Here is a 24628-nt window from a genome sequence, read left to right on the forward strand (position 1 = left end):
CCTACCGACCCAGGTCGAGGGAGGCCGCCTGCAGGTGCTCCCGGATCGCGTCCGAGGTGGCCTGCACGGCCGAGGTGCCGGCACCGTCGGGCACCCAGAGGGTGACGTAGGGGCGGTGGTCGACGGCCGTCCAGTAACTGCCGCCGTCGGGGGCGGGTGCGCCGGCCGGGACCGCCTGCAACCACTGCACCCCGTTGATGATCTGCAGCTTGGCCGTGGCGGTCAGGTCGGCGGGGCGGTCGGTGCCGCAGCGCACCTCCACGGCGCCGGCCTTCTCGCTGGTCCACCGGGCGAAGCCGCCGGGCTCGGTGTCGCCCGTGCGCCGATAGCCGTCCAGGTCCGCGGGGATCGCGCCGAGGAGCTTCGTGCACGCCGCGTCGCCGGACGACGGTGCCGCGACCGACTTCAGGTGCCCGGCCTCCGCGGCGTCGCGCGCGTCGCCCTGCTTCTGCTGCGCGAGCACGAGGAAGGCGATGAAACAGGCGACCACCGCGACCGGCAGGGCCACCGCCGTCGCGAGGAAGGCGGGGCTGCGGCGCTTCCCGGTGTCCGGGGCCGCGGTGGTCTGGTCGTCTGCATCGCTCACGTCCGATACGGTAGCCGCGATGACATCTGAGGAGCCGGAGAGCCCTGCGCAGTCGCCCGTGCGCACCGCGGCGGAGCTGGGGGAGGACGGCGTGATCGCGCTGGCCACAGGCGGTGTGCAGCCGGATCCGCGGATCCCGGTCGGCCCGGGCGACGACGCGGCCGTCGTCGCGGCACCCGACGGCCGCACGGTCGTCTCGTCCGACGCGATCGTCGAGGGACGGCACTTCCGGTTCGCGCTGACCACCCCGGAGCACGTGGGCCGGCGCGCGATCGCGCAGAACGCGGCGGACATCGCGGCCATGGGCGCGGTGTGCACGGCGTTCACCGTCACCCTGGGCTGCCCGCCCGAGACCCGCGAGGACGTCATCGCGGGCATCGCCCGGGGCACCACCCGCGGCGCCGCGGACGCGGGCGGCGCGATCGCCGGGGGAGACGTGGTGCGCACGGAGCAGGTGCTGCTCGCGGTGACCGTGCTGGGAGACCTGCAGGGCCGGGAGCCGGTGCTGCTCTCCGGCGCGCGACCGGGCGACGTGGTCGCGGTGTGCGGCACGCTCGGTCACTCCGCGGCGGGCCTGGACGTCCTGCTGGCGGGGCACGACGGCTTCGACGGCCTCGTCGAGACCTACCGCTGCCCGGCACCGCCGCTCGCCGCCGGGCCGCAGGCGGCCGCCGCCGGCGCGACGGCTCTCACGGACGTCTCCGACGGCCTCCTGCGCGACGCCCGCTCCCTCGCCCGGGCCTCCGGCGTGGCCATCGCGCTCGACGGTGCCCTGCTCGCCCCCGACGACGAGTTGATCGCCTGCGCCGCGGCGCTCGGCACCGACGCCGAGCACTGGGTGCGGACGGGCGGCGAGGACCACGCCCTCCTGGCGACCTTCCCCGCAGGAGTTGCGCTCCCCGCGGGCTGGCGGGCGATCGGGACCGCCGCCGCGCCCGGCGGGGCGCCGGCGGGCACCGTCACCGTCGACGGGGACACCGGTCCGGCGGCGGGCGGCTGGAACACCTTCACCGAGACCGAGGAGGACGGCCGATGACGGCGAAACCCTTGACCGACAGCGTCGAGGCGGGGTGGGCCGAGGCGCTCGCGCCGGTGGCCGGCGACATCGCCGCGATGGGCGACTTCCTCCGCGCCGAGATCGCGGAGGACCGCGGGTACCTGCCCGCCGGCAGCAACGTGCTCCGCGCGTTCCGGCAGCCCTTCGCCGACGTGCGGGTGCTCATCGTCGGTCAGGACCCGTACCCGACGCCGGGGCACGCAGTGGGCCTGTCCTTCTCCGTCGACCCGGCCGTGCGGCCGATCCCGCGGAGCCTGCAGAACATCTACAAGGAGTACTGCGACGACCTCGACCTGCCGATGCCCGCGAACGGTGACCTCTCGCCGTGGTCCACGCAGGGCGTACTCCTGCTGAACCGCGTCCTGACGGTGCGCCCGGGCACGCCCGCCTCGCACCGCGGGAAGGGCTGGGAGAAGGTCACCGAATGCGCCATCGACGCACTCGTCGCACGGGACGCGCCGCTGGTCGCGATCCTCTGGGGCCGCGACGCCGCCTCGCTCGGCCCGCGGCTCGGCGACGTCCCCCGGATCGAGTCGGTGCATCCGTCGCCGCTGTCCGCGTCGCGGGGCTTCTTCGGCTCCAAGCCCTTCTCCAAAGCCAACGAGGCGCTCGCCGGGCTGGGAGCCGAGCCCGTCGACTGGCGCCTGCCGCACCTCGCCCAGGTGCGCTGACGAGCGTCCCAGCGCGACCGCGCGGCGGCGGGAACGCCGAAGGCCCGCGACCTCGGAGAGGTCACGGGCCTTCGGAAAGCTCGTGCGTACTAGCCGCGAACGACCTTGCCGGCCTTGATGCACGAGGTGCACACGTTCAGGCGGCGGGTCTGACCGGGCGCGACCTGGGCGCGGACGGTCTGGATGTTCGGGTTCCACCGGCGGTTGGTACGCCGGTGCGAGTGCGAGACCGACTTACCGAAGCCGGGGCCCTTGTCGCAGACGTCGCAGACGGCAGCCATAGTCGTGTACTCCTCGTATCGTTGAAAATCTGTGCTTCGCCCCGCAGGTCACACGCGTGAAGGATCACGCTCGGACGCGAGGCAACCCTGCAAGCATAGCCGAGCCCGGCGACGGAGCCAAACCGCTCCGGCGCCCGTACCGCGCGAGCGCGACCACTAGGCTGACAGCTGTGACGGGACCGAATGCGGAGGACGGCCGCGTGGTGGTGGCGTGGCTGCGGCGCGCAGTCCTCGGACTCGAGCGCTCCGTGGATGAGATCAACACCCTCAACGTCTTCCCGGTGGCCGACGCCGATACGGGTACGAACATGCTGGTCACGCTCCGGGCCGCGGCGCGATCCGCCGAGGTCGCGGACCGCACCGAGGGGCCGCACGCCGTCGCGCGCGCGACCGTCGCGGGTGCCGTCGCCGGCGCGCGCGGCAACTCGGGCGTCATCGTCTCCCAGATCATGCGGGGCGTCGCCGGGCAGCTCGGCCCTGACGCGGACCTCACGGCCGAGGGGCTCGCGACCGGCCTGCGGAACGCCACGGGCCTGGTCACCAGCGCCGTCGCCGACCCGATCGAGGGCACCATCCTCTCCGTCCTGCGCGCCGCCGCCGACGGCGCCGGGGCCGCGCTGGCCGGCGGCGGAACCCTCCCGGCCTGCGCCCGCGGCGCAGCCGACGCGGCGTTCGACGCCCTCCTGCGCACCCGGGACCAGCTCGCCGACAACGCCGCCGCCGGCGTGGTCGACGCGGGCGGCCGCGGCCTCCTCGTCCTGCTCGACGCGCTTGTCGAGGTCACCTCCGGCACGCTGCCGGAGCGCCCGCGGTTCGGGCGGCAGATCGCGCCGCACGTGCAGGTGCACGTCGACGAGGCGCACGGCCACCCCCACGACCACGGCGCACACGGCGATCCGCCCCGAGGCCCGCACGCCGAGTACGAGGTGATGTACCTGCTGCCCGCCGCCACCGAGGCCACGGCGAACCGGTTGCGGGCGGAGCTGCAGGCCTTCGGCGATTCGGTGGTGGTGGTCGCCGCCGCCGATCCCGATCCGGTGGCGACGTGGTCGGTCCACACGCATACGACCGAGCCCGGCGCGGCGATCCAGGCCGGTCTGCGGCACGGCAAGCTGCGCAGCATCGCCGTCAACGTGCTGCAGGAGGCGGGGCACGCCGAGACGCCGCTGCAGGCCCTGCTCGACGCGCCGCGCGCCATCGTCGCGTTGGTCTCCGGCGACGGCGCCGCGGAGCTGTTCACGGAAGCGGGCGCGGAGGTGATCCGCTGCGACACGGGGATGACCCACGCCGAACTGCTCGCCGCGCTGCACCGGTTCGAGGGCCGCGAGGTGCTGCTCATGCCCAACGGCGCGTTGCCCACCCCGGAGCTGCTGGCCGTGGCGGCGCGGTCCCGCGAATCCGGCGTGCTGGTGACGCTGCTGCCGACGTCGTCGATGGTCCAGGCGATCGCCGCGCTCGCGGTGCACGAGCCGGGCGGTCACGCCGCGGACGACACCTACTCGATGGCGGAGGCCGCCGCCGGCGCGCGCTGCGGATCCGTCGTCGCCGTCACGGAGGACGCGCTGACGATCCTCGGCCCCTGCGGCCCCGGCGATTACCTGGGCATGGTCGGCGGTGAGGTGGTGGTCCTCGAGGAGGACCAGTACTCCGCGGGCGAGGCCCTCGCCGAGCTGCTGCTCGCGACGGGCGGCGACATGGTCACGGTGCTCCTCGGCGAGGCGGGCGACGGCGACTTCCCCGACCGGGTCAGCGCCGCCCTGCGCCCGGACCGCCCCGAGGTCGAGGTGGTCGGCTACGTCGGCGGGCAGACCGCGAGTGTCATGGAGATCGGCGTCGAATGACCGCTGCGCGCACCCTCACGCTGCAGACGCCGCTCGCCGAGGCCGTCGATCCCGAGATCGCCGAGGCCGCGACCGCCGAGCTCGGGCTCGTCACCGTCGGCGACCTGCTGCGGCACTTCCCGTTCCGGTACGAGGGCGGGGCCGTCGAGGACGACGGGACCCGGCGCTCCGAGCCCCGCATCGGCGACGACATCGTCGTGATCGGCACCGTCACGGCGATCACGCCGCCGAAGCCGCATCACCGCGGCAAGAAGATGTTCCGGGTCCAGGTGGTCAACAAGGTCCGCGCCTACGAGGTGACCTTCTTCAACTACCTGCCCAAGCCGATCCAGCCCGACCGGCAGCTGCTGCTCATCGGCCGGCTCGGCGAGTTCAACGGGAAGCTGCAGCTCACCCACCCCGAGTGGCTGGTCCTGCCGGACACCACGATCACCTCGGCGGAGGCGCTCGCCGCCAACGAGGCCGGGTCGACCAAGGCCGGGTCGAAGCGGCTCAAGTTCGCCGACCTGAGCCTGCTGATGCAGCCCACCGTGCCGATCTACCACGGCACCAAGAACATGCCCACGTGGCTGATCCTCTCGCTGGTGGACAGCGTGCTGAAAAGGCTCGCGCCGGTGCCCGAATCGCTGCCGCCCGCGTTCCTCGCGCAGCACGCGCTCATGAGCCTCGACGACGCGGTGCGCGCCGCGCACAAGCCGGACGGTCGCGCCCAGGCCGACCGGGCGCGTCGTCGCCTCGCCTTCGACGAGGCCGTCGCCATCGAGACGGCCCTGGCCCGCCGCGCGCATGACGTCGGCATCGTCGGCGCCCCGCCGTTGCACGCGCCCGACGGTCCGCTGCAGGCCGGCCTCCGGGAGCGGCTCCCGTTCTCGCTCACCGCGGGTCAGGAGGGCGTGCTGGCCGAGATCCTCGGCGACATGGCGCGCGACCACCCGATGACCCGCCTGCTGCAGGGTGAGGTCGGCTCGGGCAAGACCCTCGTCGCGCTGCTGGCCATGCTCGCCGCGGTGGACGCGGGGCACCAGGCGGTGCTGCTGGCGCCGACGGAAGTCCTGGCGACGCAGCACCTGCTGTCGATCACCGCGATGCTCGGCGACCTGGCCGAGGCGGGGCAGCTGGGTGCTGCCGAGGCGGCCACGACGGTGACCCTGCTGACGGGCTCGATGACCGTCAAGCAGCGCCGGGCGGCGCTGCTGCGCATCGTGACCGGCGAGGCCGGCATCGTGATCGGAACACACGCGCTGCTCGAGGACACCGTCGAGTTCTTCCGGCTGGGCCTGGTGGTGGTCGACGAGCAGCACCGGTTCGGCGTGGAGCAGCGCGACCGGCTGCGGCGCAAGGGCACCGGCGAGAGCGCCGACGACGATTCCATGCCGCACCTGCTCGTGATGACGGCGACGCCGATACCGCGCACCGTCGCGCTGGCGCAGTTCGGCGACATGGCGACGTCCGTGCTGCGGGAGCTGCCGCGCGGGCGGCAGCCGATCCAGACCTCGGTCGTCCCCGAGGAACGCGAGGCGTGGGTCGCGCGGGCCTGGGCGCGCGTCGACGAGGAGGTCCGCGCGGGGCGGCAGGTGTACGTCGTGTGCCCGCGGATCGGCGACGACGCGACGGGCGAGCAGGCCAAGGCCGGGTTCACGGACGAGGACTACGACTTCGACAAGCCGGCGGCGGCGCCGAAGACGCAGGCGCGGAGTTCGTCCCGCGACGAGCCCGACGAGGAGGTGAAGCCGAAGACCGTCTCGGCGATCGAGATGTACGACCAGTTGTCGGCGGGACCGCTGGGCGAGCACCGGATCGCGCTGCTGCACGGCCGCCTGCCCGCCGAGGAGAAGTCCGAGATCATGGCGTCCTTCGCGGCCGGCGAGATCGACGTGCTGGTGGCGACCACCGTGATCGAGGTCGGCGTCGACGTCGCGAACGCCACCACCATGGTCGTGCGGGACGCGGATCGGTTCGGCATCAGCCAGCTGCACCAGCTGCGCGGCCGCGTCGGCCGAGGCGGGCTGCCCGGGCTGTGCCTGCTCATCACCGGCACCGGCTCCGAGCGCACGCTGGAGCGGCTGCACAAGGTCGCGGAGACCGTCGACGGCTTCGCGCTGGCCCAGCTCGACCTCGAGTACCGCGGCTTCGGCGACATCCTCGGCGTCGACCAGTCGGGCCTCGCGCGGCGCCTGAGCTTCTTGGACCTCGCGCAGGACGGCGACGTGCTCGCCGCGGCCCGGGACCTCGCCTACGAGATCGTCGGCGAGGACCCGGATCTCGAGCGTCACGCGGCCCTGCGAGCCATGAACGAGGTCATCCTCGGCGGCGATCGCGGCGACTACCTCGACAAGGCGTAGCCGCCCGCTGCGGGCTCACAGCTCGACATGGCCCGCCGCGCCCGTGCCGGTGAGGGACTCCGGGATCGGCGAGGTGGCACCGTCGACGACGGTGACCGCCACGGTCCGGCCGGAGAAGCAGAGGGTGTCGCCGCGGGTTCCGTTCCACGCGAACGCGACTGACGTGGTGCCGGTCGATTCCACGGTGACCCGGACGTCGATCTCGTCGTCGAAGAACGTCGGCGCGAGGTACTCGACCTCGACGCGCCGCCGCGGGAAGACGGGCCGCAGACCCAACGAGCGGAGCAGGCCGTGTTCGGCCCGCTCCGCCCAGAGGAGCGCGCAGGCCGCGTGCGCGGCCCCGCCCATATCGGTCTCCGCGTACTGCACGCGGATCCGCTCCGCGTGCGCCGGTGGGGTGCCACCGCGAGCTTCCGGAGAGTCGGTGTCGGCGGGACGGGTCACGCCGCGAGCGCGGATTCGGTCCGCCCGGTCGAGGAGGACGAGGCGGCGAGGCCCATCACGACCGCGGCTCCGAGCAGGGCGGGGATCGCGAACGCAGTGATCTGCCAGGCGTAGCCGGCGCCGAGTCCGATGATCCAGGCGCCGTAGGTCGGACCGGCGATGGCGCCGAGCCGGCCGACGCCGAGCGCGAGCCCGACTCCCGCCGAACGACACGCCGCGGGGTAGTAGGCCGCGACGTACGCGTTGAGCAGGATCTGCGTGCCCGTCGTACCCGCCCCGGCGATCAGGACGAGCACGTAGGCGACCGCGGTCGGTGGCCGGGCGGTCAGCACGAGGAGGGCGACGCCGGCGGCGAGGAAGAACGCCGCCGTGACCACCCGGATACCGAACCGATCTGCGAGCGCGCCGCCGGCGAGGGTGCCGGCGAGGGCGCCGACGTTGAGAATCAGCAGGAAGGATAGTGCTGCAGCCAGGCCGTATCCGGCGTTCTGCATCAGCTTCGGCAGCCAGGCGGCGACGCCGAAGACGAGAAGCAGGCACAGCGCCATCGCGATCCAGAAGCCGATCGTCGTGCGTACTCCGGCCGCGCGGAAGACCGCTGAAACCCGCGCTGCGGGGCCGGTCTCCCGGGCCTCCGCGGGGGCGTCCGTGTCGCGCGGGAAGTACCGCCAGAGAAGCGGGAGCAGCAGGACCGCGGGGACCGCTCCGGCCCAGAACATCGCGCGGAATCCGAACGACGGCACGAGCAGCAGGGAGAGCACTCCGGCCAGGATCCCGCCGACGCACGTCCCGGCGAAGCCGACGGTGACCATGCGGTTGCGCAGGGTAGGCGGGGAGGCCTCGACGATCGCCGCTGCGGCGGTGGGCATGAGCATCCCGGCGCCCAGACCGATCCCGAACCGACCGGTGGCGAACAGTTCGTATGCGGGGGCCACCGCGCACAGCAGCATGGCGGCGGAGAACACCGCGACGGAGCCGATCAGAGTAGTGCGCCGCCCGAACCGGTCGCCCAGAGCGGCGGCGGCGAACGCACCGATCAACATGCCCAGGGGCGCGATGGACCCGAGCCAACCGACCTGTGCCGTGTCGAGTCCCCACGGCGCGTACTTCAGGAGCGAGGGCACGACGAGGCCGTACATCAGGATGTCGTAGCCCTCGAGGACCAGCGCGAACAGGCACAGCGCGGTGACGGTGCGGGTCATCCGAACCGCTCCGCCAGCCAGCCGCCGATCTCCGCCGCTGCGAGGCTCACGCCGGTGGGTGCGCCTTCCCGGATCGGGCCGCCGAAGTGGGTGCCCGCCACGCGGCGGTGCTCCTTGTCCGTCGAGCCGAGCGCCGCGACCATCGCGGTCGCGTCGGCCGGGAAGCATGCGGCGTCGCCGGTCAGCTCGACGAACAGCGTCGGGGCGTGGACCCCCGGCGCGCAGCGCAGGAAGTCGGCGTTGGTGGTGTTCGCCGACCACGTGGACATCCACGCCTCGGGGGTGACCAGGCGAGCGAAGCCGACGAGTCCGTAGTTGGTCAGGTCAGGCCGGCGGCCGAACAGGGAGCCGTACGGCCGCTCGTTCGGGTCGAGGGCGAGGTCGACGAATCGGAGGTCGGCGTCGGTGCGGTACACGGTGAGTACGCGGGGGACGACTGAGGCACGGCGGTCCGCGGGGTCCTGCGAGGCCTTGAATCGGGTACGGGCCTCGTCGGCCGAGGCCACGCGGGACGCGGCTTCGGCGTCGATCCGGGCGATCCTCTCCGCCTGTGCGGCGCGATAGCGGGCCACGAAGTCAGGGGAGTAGCTCGACGAGGTGCCCGGCGCCGCGAAGCCGTTGGTGGGGGAGTACGGATCGAGTTCCGGTACCGCCGACAGGGGGTCGGATTCGTCGGCGACGGACGGGTCGATGAGTCGCTGCAGCAGTGCGCCTTGGCCCGGGTGCGGCGCCATGAAGATCGCCGCGTCGGGCACCGGCATGTCCGCGGCGGACAGGTCCACGGGACGGCCCGACGGTGCCCTCCGCAACCGCTCCTCGGGCGCCAGTCCCGCCTGCTGGTGGTAGAACGCGTACAGCGTGCCGCCGCCCGAGTGACCGAGTGTCACCAGGTTCTCGAAACCGTTCTCCCGGAGGCGGACCTGACCCGCCGCGGCGTCGAGGAGCGCCTGCTCGTGGACGAGGTTCAGGTCGTTGTTGGTCGAACGGGTGCCCTGCGTCCAGACCGCGAAGCCGCGGGCCAGCAGCTCGGGGACCAGGACGTGGTGGCTCAGGTCCTGGCGCGGGTGCATCAACGAGACGACGGTGCGCGCGCCCGGCAGCGTGCGCAGGATCCCGTACACCTTCGCGCCGTCGGCGGTGGCGAGCTCGTGCGCCGTGGTGATCGTGCCGGCGGGGATCTCCGCGGATTCGATGTACCGGCCGGCGCCGAGGCGAGCATCCGCGGCGGCGGTGCTCACCTGGCCTCCAGACGCATCGCGTCCTTGTCCCACTGGGTGATCTTCGCGTCGAGCAGCCCCGCGACACTGCTGTACCAGACGGCGTGCCGGCACCCGGTGGCCCTGCGGTCGATGACGATCGCGCCGGGGGCGCTGACCTTGAAGTACGGGCCGATCCGTTCGACGGTGACGGTCTCCGCCGTGGCGGCGACGTCGACGACGGGGCGGTTCTCGGGGACGTCGAGGACGAGGACGGAGATCATCGCGCCGTCACCTCCGCGGCGTCGTTCGCGTCCGCGGCGCCCACGGAGCCCTGCTCGGACTGCCAGGTCTCCGCGCGCTCGACGATGAGCTCGGCCTTGCGGACGAGCAGTGCGTCCATGGACGGGTTCGGGCCCGACACCACGTCGACGAGCGCGTCGATCGTGATGTTCGCGTCCAGGTCCTCCTGCGGCGTGACCGGGCGCATCGCGCGGGTGATCTCGATCATGTAGCCGTTCGGGTCGTGGGTGTAGATCGACTCGATCGTCTCGTGCTGGATCTGCATCTCGACGGGCCACTCGCTCGCGTCGAGGCGGCGGCGGTACTCCATCAGGTGCTCCTCGCTCTCCACATGGATGGCGAGGTGACGCGAACGGATGAAGAAGATGGGCACGTCGGCGGCGAACTTCGAGTACGCGTCGCCCTGCGGCCCACCGTCGAACTCCTCGAGTCCGAAGTAGTAGAAGAAGGCGAGGCGGTCCTCGTTGCCGATGTCGAAGAAGAAGTGGATGAAGTCCGGATGCTGGTCCGGGCCCCAGCCTGCGGCGCAGATGGAGTGCACCACAGGGAAACCCAGGGTGTCGCGGTAGAACCGCACGGTCCCCGCGGGGTCGAAGGTCGGGTAGGCGACGTGGTCGACGCCCTGGACCAGGTGCTGATCGGTCATGGTGGTCTCCTTTGAGGTGAGCGGTCAGACGGTGGCGACGGGCAGGTCGGCGCGCAACAGGCTGCCGGCGCCCTCGATCGCGACGGGCAGGTCGAGGCCGCGCAGGATGCTGTACGCACCGGCGGTCGCCGCGGAGAGTACGGGGACGCCGAGCTCGTCCTCGGCGGCCTGCACCAGACTCAGCGACGGCATCTGGACGCAGCAGCTGATCACGAGCGCGTCGAGGCCCGTGACGTCGATCGAGCGGGCGGCCTCCATCACCCGGTCGCCCGGGATGCAGCCGACCTCGTTGTTGTCGGCGACCTCGAGGGCCCGCCAGTCGGCGATCTCGAAGCCCTCGGCCTCGAGGTACTCGACGACCTGCTGCGCGAGCGGCTTCATGTACGGCATGACGAGCGCGATGCGCTGGGCACCCAGCGCCTGGAGCCCCTCGACGAGCGCGCCGGCACTCGAGCGGATCCGGGCCTCGGAACCCCCGGTGGCGAGTTGCTCGGCGACGGCGCCCTCGACGCGCCGGTGCTCGTCGGGCCCGCCGACCATGATCGCGACCAGGCACGCGTACAGGATCACCTCGGGTGAGGCGTCGCCGATCTCGAGGATGCACCGCTCGCGCTGCGCGTTCATCGCCTTCAGCCCCTCGGGTGAGACGGTGTGCATCCGCATCCGGGTGGAGTGGAAGGAGAACTCCGCGTCGGGGTGGCGCCGCAGGATCGCCGGCATCTCGGTCTCGACGGTGACGTTGCTGCTCGGTACGACGAGGCCGATCCGGTGGCTGGTCATGGGGGTCCTTTCGGGTCGAGGAATTAACTTGCGACTACGACGAGTATTCGACGGTCGTGTCTGTTCGTCAAGGGGCCGCGGCGTTTCGTGGTGATTCCCGACACCCTCTTGACTTTCTTTGCGCACTCGTCGAATAATCGTCGCAACAGTCAGAGAAGTGATCCCGGTCACCCCGGGGCGCCATCCGAAGGAGAGTTGGATTCCATGGCATACGTAATCGGTGTGGACGTCGGTGGAACGTTCACGGACGCGGTCCTCGATGACGGCAAGGGCATGGTGGTCGCTGGCAAGGCCCCATCGACCCCTCCGGACTACTCCGGCGGTGTGATGGACGTCCTCGAGGTGCTCGCGGATCAACTCGGCGTCCCGCTCGACGAGATGTTGGCGAACACCCACCACATCGCACACGGGACTACCTCGTCGCTGAACGCCCTGGTGATGAACAAGGTTCCGGACATCGGCTTCATCACCACGAAGGGTCACCGCGACTCGATCTACATCATGAACGTGGAGGGTCGCTACCTCGGGCGCGCGCCCGAGGAACTCCAGAATCCGATCGCGCAGACCAAGTCGCACGGACTTGTCCGCAAGCGTCATGCGCTCGAGGTCACCGAGCGGGTCGATCGCGACGGTCGTGTCATCGTGCCCCTGGATGAGGACGAGGTCCGCGCAGCGGTCAGGGCGCTGATCGACGACGGCATCACCGCTATCGCAGTTTCCCTGCTCTGGTCCTTCCGCAACGACGCGCACGAGAAGCGCATCCGGGAGATCGCCCACGAGATCGACCCGACCCTGTTCGTCGCGATCTCCAGTGAGGTCTCGCCCCGCATCCGTGAGTTCGCGCGCAACGCGACGACCATCATGAGCACCCAGATCGGCCCTGGTCTGCGCGATTACCTCGGCGAGCTCGAGAGCAAATTGCGAGAGCGCAGCCTCACCGGTCCGCTGCTGGTCATGCAGAGCAACGGCGGCGCCGTCGCTGCCGCGGAGGCGCCCGGCAACGCGATCTCCACGGTGGGATCGGTTCTCACCGGCGGCGTCGTCGGGGCCGTCTCGCTCGGCGAGCAGCTCGGCCACAAGAACATCATCGCGACGGACGCCGGCGGGACGACCTTCCTCGCGGGCCTGATCGTCGACGGGGAGCCGGTTCGGTCGTCGACCACCATCATCAATCACCATCCGATCAACGTGCCCACCCTCGAGGTGCACGCGATCGGCTCGGGCGGCGGCGCGATCGCCTGGCTCGACGCCGGCGGGAACCTCCAGATCGGCCCGCACAGCGCACAGGCCGTCCCCGGCCCCGCCTGCTACGGCGCCGGCGGCACGGAGCCGACCAACACGGATGCCAATCTCGTACTCGGCATCATCCCCGAGCGCGGCCTGCTCGGAGGGCGCCGAGCGCTGGACGTGAGCCTCGCCCGCGAGGCCATCCGCACCCGCATCGCCGAGCCTCTGGGGCTGTCGATCGAGGACGCGGCCGCGGCCATCTACGAGGTGCAGAACGCGCAGACCGGCGACCTGCTGCGCAAGACCGTCGTCGAGGCCGGCCACGACCCGCGTGACTTCATCGTCTACGCCTTCGGCGGCTCCGGGCCCGCGCACTGCGGCCTCTACGCACAGGAGATCGGTGCCACCGACGTGGTGGTCCCGCTCGGCCAGGTGGCGTCGGCGTTCTCGGCGTACGGACTCGCCTCGTCGGACATCGTGCTCGCGAAGGAGATGTCGGACCCGGCGGCGCTGCCGCTCGACCCGCACCGCGTGCAGCGCAACTTCGAGCAGCTCGAGTCGCACGTGCGGGAGATGCTCGCCCGCCAGGGCCTGAGCTTCGCCTCGGTCGAGATCGAGCGCGAGATCGACATGCGCTACTCGATGCAGCTCGCGGAGGTCGCCACGCCGATCCTCGCCGGCGACCTCACCGCGCAGGACCTCGCGGCGGCGTCGGACAGGTTCGAGGCCAAGTACGCCGACCTGTACGGGGCCGGCTCGGGCTTCCGCGAGGCCGGCATTCAGGCCATCACGTACCGAGTCCGTGGTACCGGAGTGCTGCCCTTCTACCCGACGCTCCCGCCGATGCCGACAGCCTCGTCCGCCGACGCCTCCGAGGCGCTCACCGGCACCCGCAAGGTCTGTCTCGGCGCGAGTCGCGGCTACGTGGACACCGACATCTATGACTACACCAAGCTCCGCGCGGGCCACGTGCTTCGCGGGCCAGCGGTGATCGAGGTACCCACGACCACCGTCGTCGTCCCGCACGACACCACCGGAACCATCGACGAGCTCGGGAATCTGCACATCGCGGTCGACCAGGTCGCCGCCACGAATCCGACCGCCGCCCTCGCCTCCGCGCAGGCTTGAACCAAGGAGACCCTCCATGACCGCACCGATCCCCGGCTCGGAGATCTTCTCCAGCCGCCCCCTCGATCCCGAGGCACTCGGCCGCGCCGTCGGCGCGACGGTCGAGCTGCACACCGTCACCCAAGAGCAGATCGACGCCGTCGACCCGCTCACCTACGAGGTGATCCGCCACCGTCTGTGGTCCGTCACCGACGAGATGGGCGAGGCGCTCAAGCGCATGTCTGGCTCGCCGATCGTCACGGATGCCAACGACTTCGATTTCGCGGTGAGCGACGAGGTCGGGCAGGAAGTCCAGGTGGGCCTCTACAACACCATGCTGGTGGGCGCTGTCGACCTGGCGATCTACTGGACCCTGCAGAATCGCTCCGACAATCCCGGCATCGCCGACGGTGACATGTTCCTGTGCAACGACCCCTGGGTGGGCGGCGGACTGCATCAGAGCGACGTGATCGTCTATCAACCGGTCTTCCACGAGGGCAAGCTGTTCGCGTGGACGAGCGCGATCTGCCACGAGCCCGACCTGGGCGGCTCCGGCCTCGGCTCGTTCGACCCGTCGGCCAAGGACGTCTTCTCCGAGTCGCTGCCGACCCCACCGATCAAGGTCGTGCGCGATCACGTGCTTCAGCGGGACGTGGCAGACGCGTGGACGCGGCGTTCGCGCGTCCCGATGCTCGTGGGCCTGGACCTGCGCGCCAAGATCGGCGCGAACACCGTCGGTCGCAATCGGTTGCTGGCGGTCATCGAGCAGTACGGCGCCGACACGGTCAAGGCCGTGATGAAGCGGATGATGAACGACGCCGAGTCGCGCCTGCGCACGAAGCTGCAATCCCTGCCGGACGGCACGTGGAAGGCGACCGGCTACCAGGATCAGGACTCGGTGGGGGATCGGAGCCTGCACAAGATCACCGTCGCCATGACCAAGGACGACGACAAGCTGGTCTTCGATTTCACCGGCACGGACAAACAGAGCGGCGTCATCAACTGCACGTATGCCGGGATGCGCGGCGGCGTGATGTTGGCGCTGCTGCCCATCTTGGCGGGCGACATCCCCTGGTCCGCCGGCGGGCTCATGCGCTGCTTCGACCTGATCTCGGAGGAGGGCACGATCAACAACGCGACCTTCCCCGCCGCCGTGAGCCGTGGCCCGATCGGCCCCGCATGGCTCACGGGCAACCTGATCGCCGAGTGCCTCGCCCAGATGCTCGACCAGAACATCGAACTCGGTGAGAACGTGCAGGCGAGTTGCTGCGGGACCTGGGACACCACGGTGGTGGCGGGCCTCGATGAGCGCGGTGAGCAGCCGGTGCCCTTCCTCAACATCCTGATGGAGCCGATGGCCGGCGGCTACGGCGCGCGCCCGGTCGCAGACGGGATGGACACCGGAGGGCTGTTCTGCATCCCGATGGGCCGCATCCCCGACACCGAGATGACCGAGTTCCTGTATCCGTTGCTCACCCTGTGGCGACGCGAGGAGCCCGACTCGGGCGGCCCCGGGCGCATGCGCGGCGGCGTGAGTGCTTCGCTGGCCGTGACTCCCTACGGCTCGAGCGTGCCGATGGGCCTCGTCTTCGCCTCCGCGGGCAAGGCGGTCGCCCAGAACGGCGGCCTCGCAGGAGGTATGCCGGGCAACACGGGCTTGGAGATCCTGGCCCGCGACTCCGGCGTCCAGGATCTGCTCGCGGCCGGGAAGCTCCCGGCGGACATGGCGGAGCTGGGCGGGCGGCATGAGATCGGAGCCTGCTACGCGGAGAGCTATCTCGCCCCGGGGGAGGTGCTGTTCATGCACTGGCAGGGCGGCGGCGGCTACGGTGACCCGTTGCGGCGAGAGCCCGCCTCGGTGGCGCAGGACGTGATCAACGGCAAGGTCACCGTGGACGGTGCCCGGGTCAACTACGGCGTCGTCATCGACGGTGAGCAGGTCGATGAGGCCGGCACCGCTGATCTCCGGGACCGCTTGCGCGCCGAGCGTCGCGAGCGCTCGGAGGTGCCCGAATCGCAAGATGCCACGGTCGATCTGAGCCGCGCCCGCCGCATCGACGACAACCTTGCCGAGGTGACCATCGGCGAGGCCCGCGTCATCGCCTGCGCGCATTGCGGCCGCCTGCTCGGCGATACCAAGTCCGGCAAGCTCGCGCTCGCCCGGTACGAGGGACCGTCGAAGGACGCGGGCCCGCAGGTCACCTCCGACCCGGCGGACTACGTCGACGAAAAGATCGTCTTCCGGCAGCAGTGCTGCCCCGGCTGCTGGTCGGCTCTGTACTCCGGCATCGTGCCCGCCGATCACCCCGACCATGTCGGCGAGCTGACGGCGCTGTTGCCCGCCGCGCCCACCCGGTGAGCCGGACACGATGGCACTGAGAAAGGTAACGACGTGACTGCATTCGATTGGGACGGCCGGCTGGTCGGGTATCCCACTGATCGCGCCGCCGCGTACCGCGCGAGTGGTGAATGGAGCGATCAGCCCACCACGGCAAGGCTGCACGAATCCGCCGAGCGCTTCGCCGACCGTACGGCACTGATCACCGCGGAGGCCACCTACACCTTCGGTGAACTGGACGAGCGGACTGATCGCATCGCCGCCGGCCTGGTCGGGCTGGGGCTGCGGCGCTTCGACCCGGTGATCTTCCAGGTGACCAACCGGGCGTCGACCGTGCTCGCCTGGTACGGCGCCCTCAAGGCGGGACTGATCCCCGTCGCGACGTTGGCGCAGCACCGGATGCACGAGATCGGTCACATCAGCGACAGGGTGGGCGCGGTCGCTCATCTTGTGGAATCGGGCCTGACCTTCGATCTCGTCGAGTTCGCCCGCGATGTCGCCGAAGGGCACCGTACGCTTCGCCACATTCTCACCACCGAGTCGTCCGCGGCCGAGCCGGGAACGGTGCGTATCGAGGATCTGGGCGCCGACATCGACCCCGCCGAGGCTCGCGCTCTGTTGGAGGCGATCGAGGCCGAGGCGGATCCGGAGGACGTCGCCGTGTTCCAGCTCTCGGGCGGCACGACCGGCGTTCCCAAGGTGATCCCCCGGATCCACGCCGAGTATTGGAACAATGCGCTGTTCTACGCTCGCACGCTCGGCTGGACCGAGGAATCCCGAGTGGCACACCTGATTCCGGTGATCCACAACGCCGGCATCACCTGTGCGCTGCACGGGGCGCATTCGGTGGGGGCGGCGCTGGTGCTCTGCACGCCCGACGCGACGGCCGCCTTCGAGCTGTGCGGCCGGAGCGGCGTCACCGACGCGTTGATCGGGCATGGACACTTCCAGGCCGCGGGTTCGCCCGCGTTCGACCAAGTGGCGCCCACGATCCGGCACGTGATCCTGTCCGGAACCAAGGTCCCTCCGGAACTGTTCGCCGCGCTGGACGACGGGGCGGATCACTGGGCCGGGCAGCTGTTCGGCATGGCCGAGGGGATGTTCCTCGTCACGCCCTTGGACGCGCCGGCCGCCGCTCGCGCGGCCACCGTCGGCGTGCCCGTCGCCCCGTCGGATGAGATCCGCATCCTGGATCCCGGCTCCGAGGAGCAGGTCCCGGTGGGTGAGATCGGCGAGCTCTGCTGCCGCGGGCCATACACGATCCCGGGGTATTTCGGTGCGGCGGAGCACAACGCGACCGCGTTCACCTCCGACGGCTTCTACCGCACCGGCGACCTGGCCGCGCTGCACGAGTTCGAGGACGGGAAGCGGTACATCGCGATCGAGGGGCGGATTAAGGACCTCATCAACCGCGGCGGCGAGAAGGTCAACGCGGAGGAGGTCGAACTGCTCCTGCTGCAGCACGACGCCATCGAGGCGGCCGCCGTAGTGGCGATGCCCGACGAGCGACTGGGTGAGCGGGCATGTGCCTTCGTGGTGTCGACGTCCGGTGTGGAGCTGTCGATGACCGATGTTCAGGCGCACATGGAGTCACTCGGGGTGGCCAAGTTCAAGTGGCCCGAGCGCCTGGTGTGGGTGGCCGAGCTGCCGCGGACCAACGTGGGCAAGGTCAACAAGAAGCGACTGCGCGCCGACATCGCCGAGCGTATGCAGAACGAGGCCTTCGAAGGAGCACCGTCATGAGACTGAAGACGATCGCGGTCCTCGGTGGGGGGCCTGGCGGTCTCTATGCGGCGAGGTTGCTCAAGCTGAGCCACCCGGACGCCGAAGTGACCGTCTACGAGCAGGGTGTACCGGACCAGACCTTCGGCTTCGGCGTGGGCTTGGCGTCGAGGACACAACGGAACCTGCGAGACGCCGATGCGCCGTCACTCGACGCCATCGTGGCGGCCGCGCATCCGCACGAGATGTCCATGCGCGTCGGTGACGACCAGGTGCGACTGGCGCACGGCGAGCTCCTCGCCATCGGCCGCGCCACGCTCCTGTCAGTGCTGCAGGAGTACGCCCGACAAGCCGGCGTCCTCCTCAAGTTCGGCGAGCGCCGCAGCGTGGACGATCTCGACGCCGACCTGATTGTGGCTGCGGACGGCGTATCCAGCGCCACGCGCACGGCGCGGGCGGCCGAATTCGGGCCGTCGACCGTCGAGGGGGAGGGGCTCTACCTGTGGTGCGGCACCGACTACTGCCTGCCGAGCGCGGTGTTCACGCCGGCGACTACCGAGCACGGCACCTTCGTGGCGCACGCCTATCCCTACGCGGACGATCGCAGCACGTTCCTCATCGAGACCGATGAGGCGACATGGAAGCGAGCGGGATTCGATGTCACGACCCGGGAGACGCCGCAGGGGGAGACCGATCAGGCCTCGCTCGACTACCTGCAGGAAGCGTTCCGGGTGCCCCTGGACGGACACGCGCTGATCGGTAACCGTACACAGTGGCTCCGATTCCGCACTGTGCGCTGCCGGACGTGGCATTCGGGCAACGTCGTGCTGCTGGGTGACGCCGCACACACCGCGCACTACTCGATCGGCTCCGGCACTAAGCTGGCCATGGAGGACGCGATCGCGCTCGACCGGGCCCTGAGTGCGGCGGACGATCTGGAGTCCGCCTTCGCCGCCTACGAGGCTGCGCGGATGCCGGCGGTGGATCACCTGCAGACGATCTCCGAACGATCCATGGCCTGGTGGGACGACTTCCCCCTCCGCACATCGATTCCGGTGGCGCAGTTGTTGATCGCCTACATGACTCGCGCGGGAAAGGTGGGCTTGGAACGGTTCGCCGAGACCGCCCCGCACGTGGTGCCCGCCGGATTGGCGACGTACGCGGGCGTCTCCGCCGATGAGGTCCCGGAACCCGCGAAGGTGGTCGACTGGGTCTACGGACGCCCCCTCCCGTCCCGCTCGCTCGGCGACCGGTACGCCCCGGTGGAGCTGCGGACGGCCGAGGGAACCGCCGTGGTCGGAATCGATGCGCGCCCCTGGAGCGCCGAAGCACGCCGCGCGGTCGCACACCTGCCGGAAGCGGACACGTACTGGCTCATTGGACCGAATGGGCGCGAAGCCGTTCTCGACAGGCTCGACCTGGGCGAGCAGATTCGCCGGGCGACCGGCGCGGTCGTGGTCGCAGAAGTTCCGGCCGAGCTGCGCGACCTCGGTGCATCGGCGCTGGCGAGCGAGCGTGTCGACCTCGTTGCGATCACGGCCTGAGGTCTAGGGTTGGGTGCCATGGCCACGGAGAAGACCGAGGCGTCCGCGCCTGAGCTGGACTCGGCGCCCGCGCCGGCGAAGCGCCGCGGGCGCCCCAGCGTGCGGCGGGAACTCGTCGAGCGGGAGATCAAGGAGAACGCCGCCCGCCTCTTCGCCGAGCGCGGCGTGGCCGGCACCACCCTGCAGGACATCGCCGACGCGACCGGCCTCACCCGCCAGGCCGTGTACCACTACGTCGCCAACAAGGACGAGCTCTTCAGTCAGCTGGTCAGCGAGGTCGCGGCCGAGCCCGCGCAGTTGCTTCACGAGATCAACGCGATCGAAGGCCTCGACCCGGCAACGAAGCTGTACCGGATGGCGGAGTCCATCGCACTGAACCAAATGGCCTCACCGGACCGGTTTCGGCTACTCATCCGGTCCGAAGCGGACCTCCCCGAGAGCCTGGCCGCCGGCTATCGCGCTAGTCGGCGCCAGGTGCTCGGCGAGCTCACAGCTGTGATCGAGACCGGTATGAGAGAGGGGCAGTTCCGCGATGTGGATCCTCGCACGGCGGCGCTCGGTGTCATCGGCATGCTGAACTGGATCGCCTGGTGGTACCGCGACGGCGACGATCGCGCCGCGATCGCGGAGCAGCTCTCAGACATGGCAGTGCAGGCGCTGCGGGCCGAGGGCGCCGCCCCTCAAGCGGAACCGGGGCCGCTCGGGGCGATCTCGGATCTTCGGCGCGACCTCGATCGGCTGGAGCGATTGGTCCGGTCCGACCGGACCTGACGACGTCCGCCGGGGTCAGCGTGCGGCGAACACGGACGCGAGCTGTCGGCCCCAGAAGTCGACGACCTGCTCGCGGCGCGCCTCGTCGTCGGACAGCAGGTCCGCGAGGCCGAGACCGCGGGCGAGGTCCAACGTCGCCTGCACGGCCCGACGGGCCTCCTCGTCGTCCCGGTCCACGCCGAGCAGGCGCATCGCGAGGGCGAAGACCTCGCGCGAGTGCTTGTTCTCGAAGGGCAGCATGCGCTCGCGGAGCGCGTCGTCGCTCGCGGCGGCGGTCCACACGTGCAGCGCGGCCTTGAACAGGTCGTCCGTGTAGTACTCGACGATGAGCCGCGCCACCGCGTACGGGCGGTCGGGGCCCTCGGGCACCGCCGCGCCCGCCTGCGCCACCTGCGCGAGCCGTTGCTCGCCCATGTACTCGAGCGCGGCGCTGATCAGGTCCTCCCGCGTGGGGAAGTGGTGCTGCGCGGCGCCGCGCGAGACCCCCGCCTGCCGCGCCACGCTGCCCACCGTGGTGGCCGTCCACCCGCGGGCGGCGAGCGACGCGATGGTGGTCTCCAGCAGGCGCTGCCGGGTCTCCCGGCTGCGGGACTGCTGGGGTGCGCGAATGGGCGGGCGGAGGGGAGTCATCGCGAACAGCCTATTCCGCCGGTACCGGTTCGGCCCAGCTCGGCGCGCGCTTCTGCAGGAACGCCGTGATCCCCTCGACGGATTCGGCGGAGCCGAACAGTCGCGCCGACTGCTCGCCCAGGGCGTCGGCCCGCTCGTCGAAGGAACGCAGCACGTCGTGCCACAGGATCTGCTTGGTCTCGCGCAGGCCCTGCGGGCTGCACAGCTGCAGCTCGGCGAGCTGCTCCGCGACCGCGGCCGCCGGATCCCCGACCGCTGCCGTGATCAGGCCGTAGCCGGCGGCCTCGGCACCGTCGAACTTCCGGCCCGTGAGCAACAGCGTGGAGGCGACCCGCGAGGGCAGGTGCGGCAGCAGGACCAGCGAGACCATCGCCGGTGCGACGCCGATCCGCGTCTCCGTCACGGCGAACGACGCCGCGGGACCGGCGAAGACGAAGTCGCACGAGCCGATGAGCCCGAAGCCCCCGGCCCGGACGTGCCCGTCGACCTGCGCGATCACCGGCTTCGGGCACTCGATGATCCCGCGCATGGCGCCGATCATCGCCAGGGTGCGCGACTTCGGATCGCTCCCTGCCCCGTTGGCCGCGGCCTCCTTGAGATCCGCACCCGCGCAGAACGTCGTGCCGGTGTGGGTGAGCACCACGGCGCGGGCGGCGTCGTCCGCGGCGGCGCGCTCCAGGCCGGCGCTCAGGTCGGCGAGCAGCCGCTGCGAGATGGCGTTGCGGTTGTGCGGGCTGTCGATCGTGAGATACGCGGCGCCGCCGCGCGTCTCGTACCGGACCAGGGACTCGGTCATCCGGACTCCTAGTAGCTCTTGGGCAGGCCGAGGCTGTGCTCGGAGATGAAGTTGAGCACCATCTCGCGGCTGACCGGGGCGATGCGGAACAGGCGCGAGGCCACCAGCATCTGCGCCAGGCCGTACTCGGTGGTGAGGCCGTTGCCGCCGAGCGAGTGGATCGCGCGGTCCACGGCCTTCGCGCCCGCCTCGCCGCCGGCGAACTTCGCCATGTTCGCGGCCTCGGCGGCGGCGAACTCCTCGCCGGCGTCGTACAGCGTGGCGGCCTTCTGCAGCATCAGCTTCGCCAGCTCGGTCTCCACCTTGAGCTCGGCGAGCGGGTGGGCGATGGCCTGGTGCGCGCCGATCGGAACCTTGAAGACGGTGCGCTGCTTGGCGTAGTCCACCGCACGGTCGATCGCGTAGCGGGCCGAGCCCACGGAACCGGCCGCGGCCATGATGCGCTCGGGGTTGAGACCCGCGAAGAGCTGCGCGATGGCGGCGTCGGGCTCGCCGACGAGCGCCTCGGCGGGCAGCCGGACGTCGTCGAAGAACAGCGTCCACTGCGACTCCGGCAGGCCGACCTCCATGGGGATCTTGGTCTTCTGCAGGCCGGGGGAGTCGGTGGGCATGAGGAACAGCGCGGGCCGCAGCTTGCCGGTCTTGGCGTCCTCGGAGCGGGAGACCACGAGGATCACGTCGGCGAGCTCGATGCCGGAGATGAACGTCTTCTGGCCGGAGATGATCCAGTCGGAACCGTCGCGGCGGGCGGTGGTGGTGATCCGGTGGCTGTTGCTGCCTGCGTCGGGCTCGGTGATCGCGAACGCGGCGATGGTCTCGCCGGACGCGATCCCGGGCAGCCAGCGCTGCTTCTGCTCCTCCGTGCCGAACTTGGAGATGATGGTGCCGTTGATGGCGGGGGAGACCACCAGCATGAGCAGCGACGAGCCGACCGCGGCGAGCTCCTCGCCGACGATGCCCAGCTCGTACATGCCTGCGCCGCCGCCGCCGTACTGCTCGGCGATGTTCACGCCGATCAGGCCGAGATCGCCTGCGGCCTTCCACAGCTCGGTGGGGCCCTCGCCCGCGGCGATCTTCTCGCGCATGTACTCGGGGCCGAACTTCCGGCCCAGCTCGGAAACGGTCGCGCGGAGCGCCTGGCGCTCCTCGGACTCGATGACGTCCATGGAAATGCTCATGTGGGTTCCTACTCCGTATCTTCCAGCACGGCGACGACGGCGCCGGCATCGATGTTCTGGCCCACCTCGACGGCGATGGTCGTGATGACGCCGTCGGCGGGGGCGGAGATGGCGTGCTCCATCTTCATCGCCTCCATCCACAGCACGGGCTGCCCGACGGTGACCGCATCGCCCTCCTGGGCGCCGATCCGGGTGATCACGCCGGGCATCGGCGCGAGCAGCGAGCCCGCCGCCGCGGCGGCGTCCGCCGACGGGAGGGGGTCGACGAGGATCAGCGTCGCCGCGCCGCGCGCGGTCTCCACCTCCACGACGGTGCGATCCCCGGGGTACGCCGTCACGGCGACGGTGCGCCGGATCCCGTCGCGCTCGACCGCGACCGTCGCGCGGTCACCGTCGTCGGTGACGGTCGCGACCTGTCCGCCGTCGGCGCGGAACTCCCGCTCGTCGGTGGTGCGGAACTCCGGCACCAGGGTGCGGGAGCCGAGGTTGCGCCAGCCCGGCGCGACGTGCGGCAGCGGGCTCGCCGCGGCGCCCCGTCGGTCCAGCACGGCGCCGGCCGCGGACGCGGCCTCCGCGATCTCGGCCTCGTCCAGCAGGGGCGCGGCGAGGCGCTCGAGCCGCTCGCCGGTGAGGAAGTCGGTCGCGAAGTCGCCGGCCTTGAAGTCGGCGTCGGCGAGGATCCGCACCAGCAGGTCGCGGTTGGTGGTGATGCCGTGGATGACGGCCTTGCGCAGCGCGGCCTCGGTGATCGCGAGGGCCTGGGCGCGGGTCGGCGCGAAGCCGATCACCTTGGCGAGCATCGGATCGTAGAAGACCTCGACCACGCTGTCGCGCGGAGCGAGCGCGCTGTCGAGCCGGATGCCGGGGCGGTCCGGCCCGGAGAACTCGCTGACCACGCCGGGCACCTCGAAGCGGTGCACGGTGCCGGCGGCGGGCCGCCAGTCGTTCGCGGGGTCCTCGGCGTAGAGGCGGGCCTCGATGGCCCAGCCGCGGGTGGCGGGCGGCTCGGCCGACGGGAGGGGGAGCCCCGCGGCCACGTCGAACTGCAGGCCGACCAGGTCGAGCCCGGTGGTGGCCTCGGTGACCGGGTGCTCCACCTGGAGGCGCGTGTTCACCTCGAGGAAGAAGAACTCGCCGGCGTCGGTCGCGAGGAACTCCACGGTGCCCGCGCCGGTGTAGCCGATGGCCTTGGCGGCGTTGGCGGCCGCCTCGTACAGGGCGGTGCGCATCGCCGGGTGTCGCTCGACGAGGGGCGACGGGGCCTCCTCGAGGACCTTCTGGTGGCGGCGCTGGATCGAGCACTCGCGCTCGCCCACGGCCCAGACGGTGCCCTGGGAGTCGGCCATCACCTGGACCTCGATGTGGCGGCCGCGCTCGAGGTAGCGCTCGCAGAAGACGGTGCCGTCGCCGAAGGCCGACTTGGCCTCGCGCTCGGCGGTCTCCAGGTTCTCCTGCAGTTCGGCGCGGGTGCGGACGACGCGCATGCCGCGGCCGCCGCCGCCGGCGGAGGCTTTCACCAGGACGGGGAAGTCGCTGTCGGAGACCTGGTCCGGGGTGAGGTTGGTGAGCATCGGGACACCGGCCTCGGCGAGGCGGGCCTTGGCCGCGACCTTGGAGCCCATCGCGGTGATGGCCTCGGGCGAGGGACCGATCCAGACGATGCCCGCGGCCTGGACCGCGGCGGCGAAGTCGGCGTTCTCGGAGAGGAAGCCGTAGCCGGGGTGGATCGCCTGTGCGCCGGTGGCCTTCGCCGCGGCGATGATCTTCTCGCCCTGCAGGTACGTGTCCGCCGGGGATTCGCCGGGCAGGCGCACGGCCTCGTCGGCCTCGGCGACGTGCGGCGCGCTCGCATCGGGGTCGGAGTAGACGGCCACGGCGCGCAGGCCGCGGGCGTGGGCCGCGGCGATGACGCGGCGGGCGATCTCGCCGCGGTTGGCGACGAGGACGGAGTCGAAAGTCGTCATGG

General features: G+C 71.3%; 21 protein-coding genes. 9 read left to right on the forward strand and 12 right to left on the reverse strand.

Going from position 1 to position 24628, the window contains the following annotated elements; translation table 11 throughout:
* Position 1: 1 nt before the first annotated feature.
* Positions 2-586, reverse strand: coding sequence for a DUF3515 domain-containing protein (locus ACM9LD_RS02645; protein ID WP_415675253.1), 585 nt, complete (start codon positions 584-586; stop codon positions 2-4).
* A 19-nt stretch (positions 587-605) separates the two neighbouring features.
* On the opposite strand from ACM9LD_RS02645, the gene ACM9LD_RS02650 reads away from it, so the two are divergent.
* Complete coding sequence (locus ACM9LD_RS02650; protein ID WP_415675254.1) at positions 606-1622, forward strand: thiamine-phosphate kinase; 1017 nt, start codon at positions 606-608, stop codon at positions 1620-1622.
* The gene (locus ACM9LD_RS02655; RefSeq protein ID WP_415675255.1) at positions 1619-2314 is read left to right on the forward strand and encodes a uracil-DNA glycosylase; all 696 of its coding nucleotides are present in this window, start codon (positions 1619-1621) and stop codon (positions 2312-2314) included. Before ACM9LD_RS02650 ends, ACM9LD_RS02655 begins: the two co-directional genes overlap by 4 nt.
* 89 nt (positions 2315-2403) lie before the next feature.
* Here ACM9LD_RS02655 and rpmB read toward each other — a convergent pair whose 3' ends face one another.
* Positions 2404-2595, reverse strand: a complete 192-nt coding sequence (gene rpmB / locus ACM9LD_RS02660; RefSeq protein WP_068521417.1) for a 50S ribosomal protein L28 — start codon at positions 2593-2595, stop codon at positions 2404-2406.
* A 170-nt stretch (positions 2596-2765) separates the two neighbouring features.
* Here rpmB and ACM9LD_RS02665 point away from each other — a divergent pair, with 170 nt between their 5' ends.
* Complete coding sequence (locus tag ACM9LD_RS02665; RefSeq protein WP_415675256.1) at positions 2766-4436, forward strand: DAK2 domain-containing protein; 1671 nt, start codon at positions 2766-2768, stop codon at positions 4434-4436.
* Entirely contained in the window at positions 4433-6778 is a 2346-nt protein-coding gene (locus tag ACM9LD_RS02670) for an ATP-dependent DNA helicase RecG (protein WP_415675257.1), read from the forward strand. Before ACM9LD_RS02665 ends, ACM9LD_RS02670 begins: the two co-directional genes overlap by 4 nt.
* A gap of 15 nt (positions 6779-6793) precedes the next feature.
* On the opposite strand, the gene ACM9LD_RS02675 is transcribed toward ACM9LD_RS02670, so the two are convergent.
* The 6 genes from ACM9LD_RS02675 to ACM9LD_RS02700 are packed head-to-tail and all read right to left on the reverse strand — an operon-like array spanning position 6794 to position 11349.
* Positions 6794-7222 carry an acyl-CoA thioesterase gene (locus tag ACM9LD_RS02675; protein ID WP_415675258.1) on the reverse strand — a complete coding sequence of 143 codons (429 nt, stop codon included), beginning with the start codon at positions 7220-7222 and terminating at the stop codon, positions 6794-6796.
* Positions 7219-8424 carry an MFS transporter gene (locus ACM9LD_RS02680; RefSeq protein WP_415675259.1) on the reverse strand — a complete coding sequence of 402 codons (1206 nt, stop codon included), beginning with the start codon at positions 8422-8424 and terminating at the stop codon, positions 7219-7221. Before ACM9LD_RS02680 ends, ACM9LD_RS02675 begins: the two co-directional genes overlap by 4 nt.
* Complete coding sequence (locus ACM9LD_RS02685; protein ID WP_415675260.1) at positions 8421-9662, reverse strand: alpha/beta hydrolase; 1242 nt, start codon at positions 9660-9662, stop codon at positions 8421-8423. The genes ACM9LD_RS02680 and ACM9LD_RS02685 overlap by 4 nt, the downstream gene beginning before the upstream one ends.
* Positions 9659-9904: a hypothetical protein gene (locus ACM9LD_RS02690; RefSeq protein ID WP_415675261.1), complete on the reverse strand. Its 246-nt coding sequence runs from the start codon at positions 9902-9904 to the stop codon at positions 9659-9661. Before ACM9LD_RS02690 ends, ACM9LD_RS02685 begins: the two co-directional genes overlap by 4 nt.
* Positions 9901-10569, reverse strand: a complete 669-nt coding sequence (locus tag ACM9LD_RS02695; protein WP_415675262.1) for a VOC family protein — start codon at positions 10567-10569, stop codon at positions 9901-9903. The genes ACM9LD_RS02690 and ACM9LD_RS02695 overlap by 4 nt, the downstream gene beginning before the upstream one ends.
* 24 nt (positions 10570-10593) lie before the next feature.
* A complete protein-coding gene (locus tag ACM9LD_RS02700) occupies positions 10594-11349 on the reverse strand; it encodes a maleate cis-trans isomerase family protein (protein ID WP_415675263.1) in 756 nt (251 codons plus the stop codon).
* Positions 11350-11553: 204 nt separating this feature from the next.
* On the opposite strand from ACM9LD_RS02700, the gene ACM9LD_RS02705 reads away from it, so the two are divergent.
* From ACM9LD_RS02705 to ACM9LD_RS02725, 5 genes are read left to right on the forward strand one after another with little or no spacing between them, the layout of a single operon-like run.
* The gene (locus ACM9LD_RS02705; RefSeq protein WP_415675264.1) at positions 11554-13704 is read left to right on the forward strand and encodes a hydantoinase/oxoprolinase family protein; all 2151 of its coding nucleotides are present in this window, start codon (positions 11554-11556) and stop codon (positions 13702-13704) included.
* A gap of 16 nt (positions 13705-13720) precedes the next feature.
* Positions 13721-16042: a hydantoinase B/oxoprolinase family protein gene (locus ACM9LD_RS02710; protein WP_415675265.1), complete on the forward strand. Its 2322-nt coding sequence runs from the start codon at positions 13721-13723 to the stop codon at positions 16040-16042.
* Positions 16043-16075: 33 nt separating this feature from the next.
* Positions 16076-17764 (forward strand): (2,3-dihydroxybenzoyl)adenylate synthase, encoded by a 1689-nt coding sequence (locus ACM9LD_RS02715; protein ID WP_415675266.1) that lies wholly within the window; start codon positions 16076-16078, stop codon positions 17762-17764.
* Positions 17761-19287: an FAD-dependent monooxygenase gene (locus tag ACM9LD_RS02720; protein ID WP_415675267.1), complete on the forward strand. Its 1527-nt coding sequence runs from the start codon at positions 17761-17763 to the stop codon at positions 19285-19287. Before ACM9LD_RS02715 ends, ACM9LD_RS02720 begins: the two co-directional genes overlap by 4 nt.
* An 18-nt stretch (positions 19288-19305) precedes the next feature.
* Positions 19306-20058, forward strand: coding sequence for a TetR family transcriptional regulator (locus ACM9LD_RS02725; protein ID WP_415675268.1), 753 nt, complete (start codon positions 19306-19308; stop codon positions 20056-20058).
* A gap of 15 nt (positions 20059-20073) precedes the next feature.
* Here ACM9LD_RS02725 and ACM9LD_RS02730 read toward each other — a convergent pair whose 3' ends face one another.
* From ACM9LD_RS02730 to ACM9LD_RS02745, 4 genes are read right to left on the reverse strand one after another with little or no spacing between them, the layout of a single operon-like run.
* Entirely contained in the window at positions 20074-20688 is a 615-nt protein-coding gene (locus ACM9LD_RS02730) for a TetR/AcrR family transcriptional regulator (protein WP_415675269.1), read from the reverse strand.
* Between the two features lie 10 nt (positions 20689-20698).
* Complete coding sequence (locus ACM9LD_RS02735) at positions 20699-21484, reverse strand: enoyl-CoA hydratase family protein (RefSeq protein WP_415675270.1); 786 nt, start codon at positions 21482-21484, stop codon at positions 20699-20701.
* An 8-nt stretch (positions 21485-21492) separates the two neighbouring features.
* On the reverse strand, positions 21493-22662 hold the full coding sequence (locus ACM9LD_RS02740; RefSeq protein WP_415675271.1) for an acyl-CoA dehydrogenase family protein: 1170 nt from the start codon (positions 22660-22662) through the stop codon (positions 21493-21495).
* 8 nt (positions 22663-22670) lie between these two features.
* Positions 22671-24626 carry an acetyl/propionyl/methylcrotonyl-CoA carboxylase subunit alpha gene (locus tag ACM9LD_RS02745; protein WP_415675272.1) on the reverse strand — a complete coding sequence of 652 codons (1956 nt, stop codon included), beginning with the start codon at positions 24624-24626 and terminating at the stop codon, positions 22671-22673.
* Between the last annotated feature and the right edge of the window lie 2 nt (positions 24627-24628).

Origin of the sequence: Tsukamurella hominis (assembly GCF_965137015.1) — a bacterium.
Lineage (GTDB): Bacteria > Actinomycetota > Actinomycetes > Mycobacteriales > Mycobacteriaceae > Tsukamurella > Tsukamurella hominis.